Source organism: Frigoribacterium sp. PhB116 (assembly GCF_004364285.1).
Taxonomy (GTDB): Bacteria; Actinomycetota; Actinomycetes; order Actinomycetales; family Microbacteriaceae; genus Frigoribacterium.
Genome location: NZ_SOBE01000002.1, coordinates 107,524 through 122,572, shown reverse-complemented (window position 1 = coordinate 122,572; position 15,049 = coordinate 107,524). Strand labels below are relative to the sequence as shown.

The 15,049-nt window shown below is 74.0% G+C and carries 12 protein-coding genes; 2 read left to right on the top strand and 10 right to left on the bottom strand.

Annotated features, from left to right (window positions below):
• Positions 1-24: 24 nt before the first annotated feature.
• Both EDF20_RS06955 and EDF20_RS06950 read right to left on the bottom strand, forming a co-directional pair.
• Positions 25-711 carry a response regulator gene (locus EDF20_RS06955; RefSeq protein WP_243833414.1) on the bottom strand — a complete coding sequence of 229 codons (687 nt, stop codon included), beginning with the start codon at positions 709-711 and terminating at the stop codon, positions 25-27.
• Positions 708-2,669, bottom strand: coding sequence for a sensor histidine kinase (locus EDF20_RS06950; RefSeq protein ID WP_347876491.1), 1,962 nt, complete (start codon positions 2,667-2,669; stop codon positions 708-710). The genes EDF20_RS06955 and EDF20_RS06950 overlap by 4 nt, the downstream gene beginning before the upstream one ends.
• 161 nt (positions 2,670-2,830) lie before the next feature.
• On the opposite strand from EDF20_RS06950, the gene EDF20_RS06945 reads away from it, so the two are divergent.
• Positions 2,831-4,378, top strand: coding sequence for a CitMHS family transporter (locus tag EDF20_RS06945; protein WP_133738201.1), 1,548 nt, complete (start codon positions 2,831-2,833; stop codon positions 4,376-4,378).
• A 124-nt stretch (positions 4,379-4,502) separates the two neighbouring features.
• Here the strand turns inward: EDF20_RS06945 and EDF20_RS06940 are convergent, their stop codons facing one another.
• The 7 genes from EDF20_RS06940 to EDF20_RS06910 form a co-directional block, all read right to left on the bottom strand.
• Positions 4,503-4,856 carry a hypothetical protein gene (locus tag EDF20_RS06940; RefSeq protein WP_133738200.1) on the bottom strand — a complete coding sequence of 118 codons (354 nt, stop codon included), beginning with the start codon at positions 4,854-4,856 and terminating at the stop codon, positions 4,503-4,505.
• Complete coding sequence (fliS, locus tag EDF20_RS06935; RefSeq protein WP_133738199.1) at positions 4,846-5,514, bottom strand: flagellar export chaperone FliS; 669 nt, start codon at positions 5,512-5,514, stop codon at positions 4,846-4,848. The genes EDF20_RS06940 and fliS overlap by 11 nt, the downstream gene beginning before the upstream one ends.
• Entirely contained in the window at positions 5,514-6,896 is a 1,383-nt protein-coding gene (gene fliD, locus EDF20_RS06930; RefSeq protein WP_133738198.1) for a flagellar filament capping protein FliD, read from the bottom strand. The genes fliS and fliD overlap by 1 nt, the downstream gene beginning before the upstream one ends.
• A gap of 291 nt (positions 6,897-7,187) precedes the next feature.
• Positions 7,188-8,078 carry a flagellin gene (locus EDF20_RS06925; RefSeq protein ID WP_208292602.1) on the bottom strand — a complete coding sequence of 297 codons (891 nt, stop codon included), beginning with the start codon at positions 8,076-8,078 and terminating at the stop codon, positions 7,188-7,190.
• Between the two features lie 117 nt (positions 8,079-8,195).
• Complete coding sequence (locus tag EDF20_RS06920; RefSeq protein WP_123547629.1) at positions 8,196-9,017, bottom strand: sigma-70 family RNA polymerase sigma factor; 822 nt, start codon at positions 9,015-9,017, stop codon at positions 8,196-8,198.
• Positions 9,018-9,398: 381 nt separating this feature from the next.
• Positions 9,399-10,937: a glycoside hydrolase family 16 protein gene (locus tag EDF20_RS16040; RefSeq protein ID WP_243833413.1), complete on the bottom strand. Its 1,539-nt coding sequence runs from the start codon at positions 10,935-10,937 to the stop codon at positions 9,399-9,401.
• A 60-nt stretch (positions 10,938-10,997) separates the two neighbouring features.
• Positions 10,998-12,002, bottom strand: coding sequence for a DMT family transporter (locus tag EDF20_RS06910; RefSeq protein WP_123547628.1), 1,005 nt, complete (start codon positions 12,000-12,002; stop codon positions 10,998-11,000).
• A gap of 125 nt (positions 12,003-12,127) precedes the next feature.
• Between EDF20_RS06910 and EDF20_RS06905 the strand changes: the two genes are divergently transcribed.
• Positions 12,128-12,688 (top strand): CGNR zinc finger domain-containing protein, encoded by a 561-nt coding sequence (locus EDF20_RS06905; RefSeq protein WP_133738197.1) that lies wholly within the window; start codon positions 12,128-12,130, stop codon positions 12,686-12,688.
• A gap of 57 nt (positions 12,689-12,745) precedes the next feature.
• On the opposite strand, the gene EDF20_RS06900 is transcribed toward EDF20_RS06905, so the two are convergent.
• Positions 12,746-14,950: an Ig-like domain repeat protein gene (locus EDF20_RS06900; RefSeq protein ID WP_133738196.1), complete on the bottom strand. Its 2,205-nt coding sequence runs from the start codon at positions 14,948-14,950 to the stop codon at positions 12,746-12,748.
• Positions 14,951-15,049 lie beyond the last annotated feature (99 nt).

The window sequence follows — 15,049 nt, the reverse complement described above, 5'->3', positions numbered from 1 at the left end:
TCGTTGCGCCGAGTCCGGAGGGTGTCAGCGGCGCTGGTAGCGGTGCTCGGGCCGGCCGGTCGCGCCGTAGCGCAGCTGCATCGCGAGCTGCCCGTCGGCGCTGAGCTGCGCGAGGTAGCGCTGCGCGGTCGCCCGGCTGACGCCGACCTGGTCGGCCACCTCCGAGGCCGAGACCTCGACGGAGGAGGCGACCACCGCCTCCAGCACGGCCTGCTCCGTCGCCGAGCGCGACCGGGAGGAGGCGCGCGCGTCTCCCGAGTGCAGGATGCGCTGGGCACGCTCGACCGCCTCCTGGTCGGTGCCGCCGTCGAGCACGTGCCGGAACCGCAGCCAGGACCGCAGCCGGTCGACGAGCAGCTCCGCCGCGAACGGCTTGATCAGGTAGGCGAGGGCTCCGCGGCGGAGCGCCGTGCGGATCGTCTCGCCGTCGGACGCCGCGCTGAGCACGAACGTGTCGACGTCCAGCTCGCGGAGCAGGTCGAGCCCGCGGCCGTCGGGCAGGTACAGGTCGAGCAGCACGAGGTCGACGCGCTCGCGGGCGACCACCCGGCGGGCCTCGGCGACGGTGCCGACCGCCGGCAGCGCGCGCAGCTCGGGCTGCGCGTCGACCTGCGCACGGTGCACCTCGGCCACGAAGAAGTCGTCGTCGACCACGAGCACGGTCAGGGGGGCAGGTGCCGGTGCGGGTGAGGGTGTGGCGGCGTCGGTCACGGGGTGCTCCTCGGGGTCGGGACGGGCGCGGGCTCACCGGTCGGGACGGTGCGGGTCGGGTCGGTGCCGGCCGGGTCGGCGCCTGCCGTGTCGGTGCCTGCCGGACCGGTGCCGGCGGAGGCGGTGCCGCCCGGGTCGACCGCGCCGACGAGCCGGGCGCAGAACACGGCGCCGTGCCCGTCGCCGCGCGGCGACGCGAGCCAGACGTCGCCGCCGGCCCGGCGGGCGATCTCGCGCGACAGGGGCAGGCCGAAGCCGAGGCCGTGCACGCGGTCGAGGTCGAGGTCGAGGTCGGGGTCGAGGTCGGCGTGGGGGTCGGCTCCGGCGTCGCCGATCGGGTCCGCCGCGGGCCGTCGCGCGAACACGGCGTGCTCGTCGTCGACCCCGCGCCCCGAGTCCATCACCGACAGGTGCAGGTCGCGTCCGTCGTCGAGCACCTCGACCTCCACCCACGCCGGCGAGGTGCCGCCCGCCACCGCGGCGCGCACCGCGTTGTCGACGAGGTTGCCGAGCACGGTCGTCACGTCTCCGGGCTCGACCACGGAGCCCGAGACCAGCGTCTCGGGGCCGAGCTGCAGCAGGACCCCCTTCTCCGCCGCCTCCACCCCCTTCGCGCCGAGGAACGCCTGCAGGTGCGGCTCGGTCAGCCGGTCGGCGTGCTTGACGGGGTAGCGCAGCGGCCCGTGCTCGAGCACGTCGGCGAGGTAGCGCTTGGCCTGGTCGACCCGCCCGATCTCGAGCAGCCCGCTGACCGCGTGCAGCCGGTTCGCGAACTCGTGCCGCTGGGCGCGCAGGGCGGTCGTCATCGCGCCCACCGCGTCGAGCCGACGGGTCAGGGCCTCGACGGCGGTGCGGTCGCGCAGCACGGCGACGCGCCCGAGGTCGACCCCCTCGCGCCGCACCGGCCGCACGTCGACGAAGAGCACGTGCGGCCCGACGACCAGCGTCGTCGACTCGGGCCGGGCCGGGCCGCGGCCCAGCAGGGCGACGAGCGGCTCGGGCAGGTCGAGGTCGCCGAGGAGGCGCCCCACGGCTCCGTCGGCGAGCCCGAGCAGCTGCGCCGCCTGCTCGTTGCACACGCTCACGCGCCCGTCGCGCGCGACGGCGAGCACCCCCTCCCCGACCCCGGCGAGCACGGCCTGCTGGTTCTGGACGAGCGACGCGAGGTCGTCGGGCTGCAGCCCCAGCGTGAGCCGGTCGAGGCGACGCCGGATCAGCACGGACGCGACGACGCCGAGCCCGAGGGCGAGCACCGCGACGGCCGCCACCGGCAGGCTGTCGCGGAGCAGCGTGTCGTAGACCCGCGCCGGGGCGTAGCCGACGCTGACCTCGCCGACGACCACGGCCCGGCCCGCGGCAGCGGCATCGGAGCCGGCCGCGGCGTCGGAGTCGGCCGCGGCGTCGGAGTCGGCCGCGGCGTCGGCCTCGTAGATCGGGACCTTCGCGCGGGCGGAGTCGCCGAGGGTGCCGCGCTCCCACGAGACGGTCTCCTCGCCGCGGAGGGCCGCGTCCGGGCTCGTGCTGACCATCTCGCCGATCCGGTCGGGGTCGGGGTGCGCGAGGCGGACCCCGCGGTCGTCGGTGACGACGACGAACAGGGCCCCGGTGCGCTGCTGGGCCGCGACGGCGGTGCGCTGCAGGTCGCCGTCGGCCAGCGCCTCCTCGTCGAGGGCGGTGCCGTCGACGCTCAGCCGCGCGACCTCGGTGCGGACGTCGACGTCGCTCGCGACGCTCTGCGCCACGGCGAGCGCCGTCGACTCGGCCTCGCGCTCGAGGCGCTGCACGGCGAGGGCGACGAACACGGCGCTGGTGAGCAGGACGATGGCGGTCACCACCGAGAGCTGCAGCATGAGCACCTGCGTCGCGAAGCGGGTGCGCCGGCGAGGCCGCGGCGCGGACGCGGTCGCCGCGTGCGCGCGTGTCGCGGCGGGCGCCGCCCGTGAGCTGTCGTCGGTCACGTCCGCCAGCGTAGGCGGCGGCGGGGGAGGCGCGTGAGCAGAACGCGCAGAACGCGGCCAACGTGCGGAACGGCCCCAACGCGCAGAAGCAGGACGCGCCTCCTCGTGCCCGGCTAGCGTGCCCGGACGCGCCACCGCGCCCGACGGACGAAGGAGTCCTGATGCTCGTTGTACTCGGCTATCTGATGGTCCTCACCTTCATGGTGCTGATCATGACCAAGCGGCTCTCGCCGATGCTCGCCCTGATCATGGTCCCGACGATCTTCGGCCTCTTCGCCGGCGCGGGGCTCGGCATCGGCGACATGGTGGTCGAGGCGATCGGCGACCTGGCCCCCACGGCCGCGCTGCTCATGTTCGCGATCATGTACTTCGGCCTGATGATCGACGTCGGACTGTTCGACCCGCTGGTGCGGCTGATCCTGCGGGTGACCGGCAACGACCCGGCGAAGGTCGTGCTCGGCACGGCGCTGCTCGCCGGCGCGGTCTCGCTCGACGGCGACGGCTCGACGACGTTCATCGTGACGACGGCGGCCATGCTGCCCATCTACCTCAAGCTCGGCATGAGCCCGGTGGTGCTGACCTGCGTCGCCGGCCTCGCGAACGGGACGCTGAACATCGTGCCGTGGGGCGGCCCCACCGTGCGCGCCGCCGCCGCCCTCGGGGTGCAGCCGAGCGAGATCTTCGTGCCGCTCGTGCCGTCGCTGATCGCGGGCCTCGTGCTCGTCTTCGTGTTCTCGTGGCTGCTCGGGCTGAGCGAGCGTCGCCGCCTCGGGACGCTCGAGCTGGCCGGCTCGAAGCTGGCCGCCGCGGCGTCGGCGATGTGTCCGCTCTCGCAGGAGCTCGCGAGCGCCTCGCGCGGCGGCGGCCCCGGCGTGCCCGGCGTCGGCGTCTCGATGTTCACCAGCCCGACGGTCGCCCTCGGCGTGCGCGGCGGGCGGGCCGACGGCTCGCGGGCGGACGGGCCGAGCGAGCGAGCGGTCGACAACCCCGGCGGCGGTGTCGGCTCGGGCTCGGACGGCAGCGCGAACGGCTCGCTCGGCGGCGGCGTCACGATGGCCGACACGATGCTCGACCCCGACCGCCCCACGCTGCGGCCCCGGATGATCTGGTTCAACCTCGTCCTCACGGTCGCCGTGATGGTGCTGCTCGTCGCCGACCTGTTCCCGCTCGCCTACGTGTTCATGGTCGGGACGGCGGTCGCGCTGCTCGTGAACTTCCCCCGCGTCAAGGAGCAGTCGGCCGAGATCGTCGCCCACGCCCCGAGCATCGTCGGCGTCGTGTCGATGGTCTTCGCGGCCGGCGTGCTGATCGGCGTGCTCAACGGCACCGGCATGGTCGACGCGATGGCCCAGTGGCTGGTCGACGTGATCCCGACCTCGATGGGGCCGTACCTGGCCGTCATCACGGGGGTGCTGAGCCTGCCGCTCACGTTCTTCATGAGCAACGACGCGTTCTACTTCGGCATCCTGCCGGTGCTCGCGCAGAGCGGTGCCGCGTTCGGCATCGACCCCGTCGAGATGGCCCGCGCGTCGGTCGTCGGACAGCCCGTGCACCTGCAGAGCCCGCTCGTGCCCGCGATCCTGCTGCTCGTCAGCCTCGCCAACGTCAACCTCGGCGACCACCACAAGAAGGTGCTCTGGCGCGCGGCGATCGTGTCGCTGGTGATGCTGGCCGTGGCGATCGTCGTCGGCGTCATCCCCTGGGGCTGAGGAGGCGCCTCCTGGGCTGTCGTGCTCGTGATCTGCGCGTGATCGGTCGCGGTAGACCTCGCGACCCCAGGAGGTGCGGGTGCGGCAGCGCGGATCACTCGCGTCGTGAGAAGTCCGGGCGGGGTCAGCCGGTGGTGTCGAGGTAGACCGGGCGCTCGGGCTCGTGCGACGACTCGACGCTGCGGACGGCCCCGAGGTGAGCGAGCACGGCCTTTCGTGCGGCGTCGAGCCGGGCGAGGGCCCCGCGCTGCACGCCGGCGACGGCGGCGGCCCGGTCGGCGAGCTCCGCGGGCAGCGGGCCGAGGCCGGCCGGCGGCGTCCAGGTGCCGTGACGCATGCCGACCGACGCACCGGAGGCGGCATGGACCGCGCCCGAGTCGGCACCGGCGGTGAGCTGCGGGTCGCGCCCGGCGACCGCCTCGAGCTCGTCGAGGGCGGCGAGCCAGGCAGCGTGGGTGCGGTCGGTCCTAGGCGACACCGAGCTCGCCCCCGAGAGACGTCGAGGAGGCGTTGGTCGCCCCGTAGCCGGAGGTCGCGGCCCCGAAGGCGGCGACGCCCGCGGGCAGCGGCGAGCCGGCGCCGGGCTGCGACGCGGTCGGCGAGGCCGGTGCGGCAGAGGGGAAGGCCGACGCCGCGAACGCCGGCGCGGCCGCGGCCGGAGCAGCGGCACCAGCACCAGCCGACGTCGGCGCACCGGCACCGCCGGCCACCCCGCCGCCGAGCGAGGTCGCCGCCTCGTGCCACGCCTGGCGGAGCGGCTCGAGCAGCCCGGTGACCTCGCGGGTCAGGGCCACGTCGCGGTGCACGTTCGCGTTGACGAGCGCCGTCGAGGTGTAGCTGTAGAGCGCCAGCAGGCCCTCGCCGCCGTCCCACACGTCGACGCGCAGCGACGAGGTGAGCTCGGCGATGATCGCCTGGGCGTGCAGCAGCTGCTCGGACGCGGTCGCCCACTCCTGGCCGACCTGGGCCTTCTCGGCGCGCGCGAGGTCGAGCAGCAGGCCGTCGTAGAGCATCGTGACGAGCTGCACGGGCGTCGCCGAGAGCACGGCCTGTTCGGCGTACTCCGACCGCTGGCGCTGCACGACGGTGGTGGGCTGGGAGGCGGCGGCGAAGGCCGCGAAGGAGGTGGCGTCCATCAGCTGCTCGCGTTCAGGCTCGATATCTGGCTGGTCAGCCAGCTCTGCTGCGCGGTGAGCGAGCTGAGTGCGACCTCGAGGGCGGTGTAGGTCTTCTGGAGCTGGGTGCGACGCGACGCCAGCCGGTCGTCCCAGTTCGCGATCTGGGCGGTGAGGTCCTTCACGACCGACTGCTGGCCGGTGATGATCTTCGTCAGCGTGCCGTCGCGCTTGTCGGACGAGCTCGTCGCGGCGGCCTCGACGCGGCCGGCGATCTCGGAGAGTGTCGCCTGCACCTTCACGGGGTCGGCCGCGAGCGCCGCCGAGAACTTGGCCTCGTCGAACTCGAACGCCCCGGTCTTCGTGATGGAGATGCCGATGCTCGAGGGCGAGACGCCGCCGATCGGCGACGACATCGCGGTGGTCATCTTCTGCACGACGTCGCGGGTCGTCGAGCTGCCGGTGAAGGTGCCCGACGTGACCGTCACGGCTCCGGAGGCGCTGGTCGAGGTCGACGTCGCGCTCTTCGACGCGATGAGCGTGAGGATGCCGTTCAGCCCCGACACGAGGTCGGAGGCGACCTTCGACGAGGCGGCGCCGTCGCGGGCGACGGTGAGCGTGACGGGGTCGGTGCTCGGCGCCGTGACGGTGACCGAGACTCCGGGCAGCAGGTCGGCGAAGGTGTTCGTCGCGCTCGTCACGACCTGCTCGGCGGCGGTGCCCGCCCAGAGGGTGACGGACGCGTCGCGCGCCTGCTTGACGACGGCCGCGCCGGGGGCGGCGAGCAGGTCGGGGGCGGTGCCGGCGGCGACCTCGGCGGCCGTGCCCTGGTGCACCGTGAAGCCGCCCGCGGCGCCGGTCGTCGCGGAGGTGAGCTGCAGACGGTACGTGACGGCTCCGTCGGCGTCCTTGCCGGACGCGACCTTGACGGCCTTGACACCCGCCTCCGACGAGTTGACGGCACGCACGAGGTCGTCGAGCGACGAGGAGGCGCTGGTCACCTCGACCGCCTTGCCGGCGGCCGACGTGAAGGTCAGCGTCGCGGGCGACGTGGGCCAGGCGGTCATCGGGGCGGTGACGCCGCTCTTCGCCTGCGCGGTGGCGCCGACGGTGAAGTCGATCGAGCCGGGCAGCGCGGCCGCGGTCGTCGTGGCCGTGACGTCCTTCGAGCTGCTGCTGGCGGTGAAGGCGGCGAGCGAGTCGGCCTTCGCGGTCTTGGTCGCGAGGGTCGCCAGCTCGGCGACCTTCGTGTTGAGGCCCTGGAGCGCGGTGACCAGCGCCTGGTTCGCGGTCGCCTTGTTCTTCAGGATCGTCTGGGGCACCGCCTCCGCCGCCATCAGGCCGTTGATCAGCGTGGTGGTGTCGAGCCCGGAGACGAGACCGTCGATGCCGAACGAGGCCATCGGGTGCTCCTTCGGGGACGGGGGCGGGCGAGCTGAGGAGGTGGGGAGGAGACCGCAGGATGCAGGAGTCGTGGGGTGGTGCGGTGCTGCGGGAGGTGCCAGCGAGGTCGTCGTCGACGCTCGGGATGACGCTGGGGATGCTGCTCGGGATGACCGAGGGCCGGGACGCAGAGGATCAGCTGCTGCGTCCCGACCACCGGTCGTGAACCGTTCGCTCCCGGAGGAGCCGAGCTCAGGTGGTGTCGGGCCCCCGCTGGGATCGGGGGCCGGTCACCCGCCGGTCGGTGACGACTAGCGGAGGAGCGACAGCACGCCCTGGGTGCTCTGGTTCGCCTGTGCGAGCATCGCCTGGCCGGCCTGGCTGAGGACGTTGGATCGCGTGTACTTGACCATCTCCTCCGCCATGTCGACGTCGCGGATGCGCGAGTTCGCCGCCGTGAGGTTCTCCTTCGCGACGTTGGTCGACGCGATGGAGTGCTCGAAGCGGTTCTGCACGGCACCCAGCTCGGAACGGACCGTCGAGACGGCCTTGATCTGGCTGTCGATCGTCTTGATCGACTCGAGCGCTCCCGCGGCCGACGAGAAGTCGAGCTTCGCGTACACCGTGGTGGCAGCGTCGGTGTCGGTGAAGCCGGCCGTCAGGTTCGTCGAGAGCGTGGCGATGCTCGCCTTGCTCAGGTCGACCGTGATCTGGTCGGAGGCGGCGGTGGAGCCCGCACCGACCTGGAACTTCATCTTGCCGTCGCCCGCAGCACCGGCGCTCGCGTCGAGCAGGTTGATGCCGTTGAAGTTGGTCGACGCCGAGATGCGGGTCAGCTCGTCGGTCAGGGCCGTGACCTCGGTGCCGATCGCCTTGCGGGCGTCGGCGTTGTTCGAGTCGTTGCCGGCCTGGACGGCGAGGTCGCGGACGCGCTGGAGGATCGAGTGGACCTCGGTGAGGCCACCCTCAGCGGTCTGGACGACGGAGATGCCGTCCTGGGCGTTGCGCGCGGCCACCGTCAGTCCGCCGACCTGCGAACGCAGGCCCTCGGAGATCGAGAGGCCGGCCGCGTCGTCAGCGGCACGGTTGATGCGGAGGCCCGACGAGAGCTTCTCCAGGCTCTTCGACAGGTCGTTCTGCGTGGCGTTCAGGTTGCGGTAGGTGTTGTTCGCCGCGAGGTTGGTGTTGATCTGCATGCCCATGGTGTTTCCTCTTCCGTGACTGGGTGGTGTTCGTCAGCCCGTCCGTGGGCTGACACCGGCTACTCTCGGCCGGTCGCCGGTGCTCGTTAGCCGAGCGCCGAAGTTTTTCTGGATTCGTCAGACGGCGGCGCTGAAGCCCTCGGAGGCCGGCTCGCGCACGGCGCGGGCGATGCCCACGGCGGCGTTCGTGGCGACCTTCGAGAGGTAGGCGCTGCGGCGCGCGTGCGCCGTCTTGGAGACGGGCACGAACTCGGCCTGCTCGTCGTCGGCGTAGTGCGCGGCGAGCGCGTCCCGGAGCAGGCGGACCGCCTCCGTGCGCTGCTGCGAGACCGCGCTGTGGGTGATGCCGAGCTCGGCGGCGACCTCGGTGACCGTGCGGTCGCCGAAGTAGACGGCCTCGACGATGAGGCGCATGCGCTCGGGGAGGGCGTCGACGGCGGCGCGCACGTAGCGGCTGCGCTCGCTGGCGAGGAGGTGGTCGCCGGGCATCGGCACGTCGGCCGCGAGGTGGTCGGCGACCGTGTCGTCGAGGGTCGAGACGGTGCGGGCCGCGTCGGCGAGGGCGCTCGACGCGGTCTGCCGGTCGACGCCGAGGGCGCCGGCGATCTCGTCGACCGAGGGGGCGCGTCCCAGGGACGCGGTCAGCGCCTCCTGCGTGGACAGCGTCTCCTTGATGCGCTTGCGGGTGCCGCGGCTGGCCCAGTCGCCGGAGCGCATGTCGTCGGCGAAGGCGCCGACGATGCGGGTGCGGGCGTAGGCGCCGAACGGGATGCCGAGGGTCGGGTCGAACGCGTCAGCGGCCTGGACGAGGGCGACGGCGCCGACGCTCGCGAGGTCGTCGCGCGACAGGTGGGTGGCGCGGGCGCACACCTCGCTGACGAGGTAGCCCACCAGCGGCAGGTTCTCGACCACCATGGCGTTGCGTTCGGTGCGGTTCATCCGGTGCTCCCAGCAGGACGGGGGCCTGCGCGGGGCAGGCCGGTGTTCGTTTCCGGGCGCGACGGACAGCCCTCTGATCAGGGCTCGTTCGTCGGTCCGCTCGTTCGGTCGCGGGTAGGCGAGGTGGTGCAGGGCTCGGACTCCGTGGACGTCGGGCCAGGGACTTCGGGTCTCCCGGCCCGGCGGATGTCCTCCGCCGTGCAAGAGCAAACCTATCGACGGGCCGAGGGCCGTATAAGGGGTGCGCTGTCCCCAGTGAGGGGGCGCACACGGCGCGCCTTCGGGGGGTGCCGGGCGGTGCTGACCCCCGGGCTGGGGCGGCGGTGCCCTAGCGGGGGAGGTGCGTCAGGCGATAAGGGGAGGGGGGACGGCGGAGGCGGGTCAGTTGCGGTAGACGCGGATCCAGTCCACCTTCATCTGCTGCGGCAGCACCGTGGTGCCGTCCGGGTAGCCCGGCCACTGGCCGCCGACCGCGACGTTGAGCACGAGGAAGAACGGGGCGTCGAACACCCACGGGTCGCCCCCGGTGCTCGCGCGCGTGACGCGGTGGTAGACCTGCCCGTCGACCGACCACTCGATCGACCCGGGCTTCCGGTCGACCGCGAACGTGTGGAAGGTGTCCGCGAACGCCCAGCCCTGGGGGTGCCGGTACGTGCCGCTGATCGCCTCGCCCCCCGAGTAGCCCGGACCGTGCACCGTGCCGTGCACGAGGTGCGGCTCGCGGCCGATGTTCTCCATCACGTCGATCTCGCCCGCGGCGGGCCAGCCCTTCGCGGGCAGGTCGGCGCCGAGCATCCAGAAGGCCGGCCAGATGCCCTGGCCCCGCGGGACCTGGATCCGCGCCTCGACGCGTCCGTACTGGGTCTCGTACGTGCCCTGCGTGGTCAGGCGCGCGGAGGTGTAGGTGCCGTTCGCCTCCTTCCGCGCCGTGATGACGAGGGCGCCCGCTCCGTCGAGCGCCGAGTTGGTCCTCGACGTCGTGTACGTCTGCAGCTCGGCGTTGCCCCAGCCGCCGGCCCCGGTCTCGAGGTTCCAGGTCGCCGGGTCGGGAGCGCTGCCCGCGGCCCCGTCGAACTCCTGTGCCCAGACGACCCCGGCAGGCAGCGCGGCGGTGCGTCGCACGCCCAGCGTGTCGCGGCCGTCTCCGTCCCAGTCGCCGACGAGGGTGGTGTCCCCTGCCCGCCCGTAGGCCTGGACGCGGTCGGCCTCGCCGCCCGCGAACGAGTCGCTGACGAAGTAGGTCGTGGCGCGGCGCACGACGGGGGTGTCGCGACCGTCGCCGTCCCAGTCGCCGACGTACACCTGGTCGTCGGCGCGGCCGAAGGTGAAGGCGACGTCGGCGGCGCCTCCGGCGATGGTGTTCTTGAGGTGGAAGGCGTTCCCCCGGCGGATGCCGAGGGTGTCGCGGCCGTCGCCGTCCCAGTCGCCGACGAGGACGAGGTCGTCGGCCCGGCCGTAGGCGAGCACCTGCTCGGCGGCGCCGCCCGTGAGCCGGTTCGTGAGGTGGTAGGTCGACCCACGGCGGATGGCGGGCGTGTCCACGCCGTCGCCGTCCCAGTCGCCGGTGAGCGCGACGTCGGACGGCGTCCCGAAGCGGCCGGTCCGGAGGTCGCCGCCGCCGCCGAGCACGTCGTCGAAGGCGAAGGTCGCGTCGCGACGGGTCGCGAGGCTGTCCGCCCCGTCGCCGTCCCAGTCGCCGACGTGGACGGCGTCGTCGTCGAGCCCCCAGGTGAAGGCCTGGTCCGCGTCGCCGCTCCACCGGTCGTTGAGGAAGTACTGCGTGCCGACGCCCCCGACGGCGCCGCCGGAGGCGACGGCCGGGAGGCCGCTCGTCACCGTCGCGCCGACGCAGATGCCCGCCACCACGATCGCCGCCCGTGCTCGTCGTCCCACGATGTCGCCCCCCTCGCCGGCGACCACGCCGGACCCTGACGGCCGTCCTCGCGGAGGCGAGGCCCGGCCGGTCGATGTGGCCCGACCCTATCGGCGCGGGGGGCCGTCCACCACCGTCGTCGACGACTGCTCGGCCGGGCCGGCGAGCGTCGAGGCGAGCACCTCGGGCGCCGCACTCGGCTGGTCGGCCCCGGCGTCCGACCGCACGGCGACGATGCCGGCGACGATCAGGACGCCTCCGACGAGCTGCCACGGGGTCAGCGCCTCGTCGAGCAGCACCCACGCCCAGGCCGCGGCGGCCGCGACCTCGAGCAGGCCGACGAACGAGGCCAGGCGCGACCCGAGCATCGAGCTCGCGGTGATGCTCGTCGCGTAGGCGACGGCGGTGGCGACGACCCCGATGACCAGCATCGGCACCCACCAGGCGACGACGCCGCCGAGCACCACGACGTCGGCGGCCGACGCCGTGAAGGGCACGAGCCCGGTGAGGCCCAGGAGCCCGAGCAGCGCCGACCCGACCAGCAGCCCCGAGGCGGCGAGCGCGACGGGCGGCAGGTCGCCGGACGGCTGCGCCGCGATGACGAAGTACCCGGCGCAGCAGACCATCGCGAGGACGCCGAAGAGCAGGCCGAGGGGGTCGAGCGCTCCCCCGCCGCCCGGCGACACGACCAGCACGAGCCCCGCGGCGGCGACCGCGGAGCCGATCAGCACGACCCCGGCCGGCCGACGCCGCGAGGCGACCCACGCGACGGCGACCAGGAGCAGCGGAGCCATGTACTCGAGCAGGATCGCCGTGCCGACCGGGATGTGCTGGATCGCCGCGAAGTAGAAGACCTGCGTGCCCGCGACGCCGACGACGGCCATGCCGAGCACACGACGACGCGCCCGCCAGATCGGTCGGAGGTCGAGGCGGAGCGCCGCGAGGGCGACCGGCGCCAGCAGCGCGCCCCCGACGAGGGCGCGGACGGCCACGGCCGCGACGGGGCTCCAGCCGGAGGCGAGCAGCGGCTTGACGAACGGGCCCGACACCCCGAAGGAGGCGGCGGCCACGACCGCGACGATCAGTCCGGTCGTGAGGTGGCGGCGGTCCACGGCTGCTCGATTCGTCAGGGGCCGCCGGTCGTCGAGGACGACCGGCGCGTCAGGGGCACTGTTCTCATCAGGGGCTAAAGGGTGATGAGTCCTGACAGTAGACTGGATGCGAGTAAGGAGTCAATGTGCTTTTCGCCCCTGACACGGAAGACGTGCTGGAGTTCGACGCGACGATCCTCAACACGGCCGCCCGAGCGACCCGCAGCGGCGTCGACCAGCTCGCCACGACCGACCAGCTGGCCGAGCTGATGACGCGCTTCGGCTTCTCGGGCCGGTTCGACGGCGACGAGGCCGAGCTCGAGGCCGTGCGGCAGGCCCGCAAGCGCCTCCGTCAGCTCTGGACCCTCGACCGCGACGCGATGGTCGAGGCGGTGAACGAGCTGCTCGCGCGGCTGCAGGCGGTGCCGCGGCTCGTGCGGCACGGCGACCTCGACTGGCACGTGCACGCCACCCCGCAGGAGGCGCCCCTCGCGGACCGCATCCTCGTCGAGGCCGCCATGGCCCTCGTCGACGTCGTCCGGACCGACGAGACCGGACGCCTCCGCGAGTGCGCGGCGGACGACTGCGACGGCGTGCTGGTCGACCTCTCGCGGAACGCCTCCAAGCGCTTCTGCAGCGTGCGCTGCAGCAACCGCGTGAACGCGGTCGCGTTCCGCGAGCGGCGCGCCGCCGACCCGCTCGCGTAGCGCGCCGCGGCAGGCCGTCAGGCCGTCAGACCGTCAGGCCGTCAGGCCGTCAGGCCGTCAGGCCGTCAGACGGCTGCGGCGGCGCGCGGCGACCAGCACGACCCCGGCGGCGGCGAGCGCGAGGCCGAGGGCGCCGGCAGTCCAGGCGACGAGCGACGATCCCGTGAAGGCGAGGCGCGCCTCCTCGTCGTCGGCGACGGGCGCGGCCGCCGCGGGTGCCGACGTGGCCGCCGGCGCCGCGGGGGCTGCGGGAGCTGCGGGGGCAGGGACCGGTGCAGCGACCGTGCCGATCCGGAACGCCGTCGAGGCCTCGGCGGACGCGTAGACCGTGTCGCCCGAGTAGGCCGCGGTCACCGTGTAGCTGCCGTCTGCCAGGTCGGGGACGATGCAGGCGACGGTCGGCAGGGTCACGGTGCAGAGGGTCGTGGCTCCGGTCGAGAAGACGACGGTGCCGGTGGCGTCCGCGGGCAGCCCCGTGACGCTCAGCTGCGCGTCGCCGTCGACGACGACCGCGCCGGCAGCCAGGGTGACGGGGGTGGTGACGACGACGAACGAGCCGAGGTCGGCCCGGGTCGGCTCGTGCGCGGCGTCGGCCTGGTCGTAGTCGACGCGGACGGCGGTCGACGGGTCGGCGTCGGCCGTGCACGTCGCCGTGGACGTCGGTCCCGACGCGGCCGGCACGAGGTCGGCCTCGCAGAGCAGCTCCTCGGTGGCCGAGTCGACGAACTCGACCGTGCCGAGGGGCGCCGTCGGGTCGGTCGCCGCGGCCGAGGCGACGTCGGCGGTGAAGACGGTGGACAGGCCGGTGGTGCCCGGCGTCTGTCGGCCCGACGACGACGTGACGACCGTGGGCTCACGCACTGCCGAGACCTCGAGCTGCGACGTCGCCGCGGCGGAGTCGGTCGACGACACGGTCGTGAGCACGGTCAGGGCGCCCGCAGCGTCGGCGGTCGCCGTGTAGGGCACGGTCAGGACCGGCAGGGAGGCGCCCGGCGCGAACTCGGGAGAGGGCACGACGGTGCACGTCACGGTCCGGCCGGAGACGGTGCACGCCCAGCCGGTCGCCCCGCTCGGCAGCGTCGGGGCGAGCCCCTCGGGGAACACGAGCGTCGCCACCACGGGCTCTCCCTCGGCACCGCCGTCGGCACTGACCGACGCGGCGACGCTGACGCTCGAGCTGCGAGTCGGGACGACGGTCGCGCTGCCGGACGTCGTCTGCGCGAGCACGGGGGCTGGGCCGACGAGGGTCGTCGCCCGGGCGTTCGCGATCTCGTGGTAGTCGGACAGGCTGCCGGTGCCGCCGGTCCAGCCGAAGGTGAGCTTGTAGGGCACGCCGGTCGTGGGGTCGTACCAGGAGGGGTCGGTCGACGAGCCGAGGAGGGAGGGCAGGGGGCCCTGGGTGATCGTCGGCGCGCTGCCGAAGCTCCCCTGGAGGCTCACGACGTAGCTGCCGGCCGGCACCTCGAGACCCGACGGCGAGGTGACGGGGTCGGCCGAGGGGTTCACGGCCACCTCGACGGGGACTCGACCGGCCTCGTCGCGGACGCCGTCGAACCCGCGCAGGCTCCCGTCGACCGGGGTGCTGCTCAGGACGCAGTAGCCCGTCGACCCGTTGCCGGGCCCGCGGAGAGTCAGGGCGTTCGAGCCCGCCCCGCCGACGGGCGGGCACGAGTTCCCGCTGAAGGCGGGGTTGGCGAAGTTGCCGTAGGCGTCCAGCCCCACGCCCAGGTAACCGTTCGCGAGGCCGAGCTGCGAGTCCTGCGGGCTGTAGCCCAGCGAGCCGCCGATGCCTCCGAGGCGCGTCGGCACCTCGGGGTCGAAGGGATCCGTCGCCGCGAGGTAGAAGGTCAGGCCGTCGGCGGCGCCGCCGCCGTACTGCCACGAGTCGAAGGTGACGTCGAGGCCCTGGGCGGTGGGCACCGAGACGGTCGAGCCGACGCCGCCGGACTGGCTCGTGCCGGTGTCCGTGAGGCGGAGCGCGCCCGAGCCCTCGGGGTCGTTCGCGAAGCGGCACCCGGGGATCGGCGACGCGGCGACGTCGGTGCCTGCGGTGAGGCAGGCCACGTTGCCCGACGGCGTCGTCGGCAGCAGGAAGTCGGGCCCGGCCGAGGCCCCGCCGAAGCTCTGGTCGAGGAACACCGTCTGCGCGGGAGGAGCCGCCTGGGCGGCACCGGCCCCGGAGAGGAGCAGGGCCCCGGCGACGGTGGTCGCGGCGAGCCCGGCGGCGGCACGGCGGAGGAAGGGGGAACGGAGAGGGCGCATCGGGATCCGGCTTCGTCGGGTGGTCTCGCTCGTCGAGACGTGCTGAGAGTAGGCGATGAGAGGCGCATACCGCTAGGTATCGGCGTGTCGTGTCGGCGG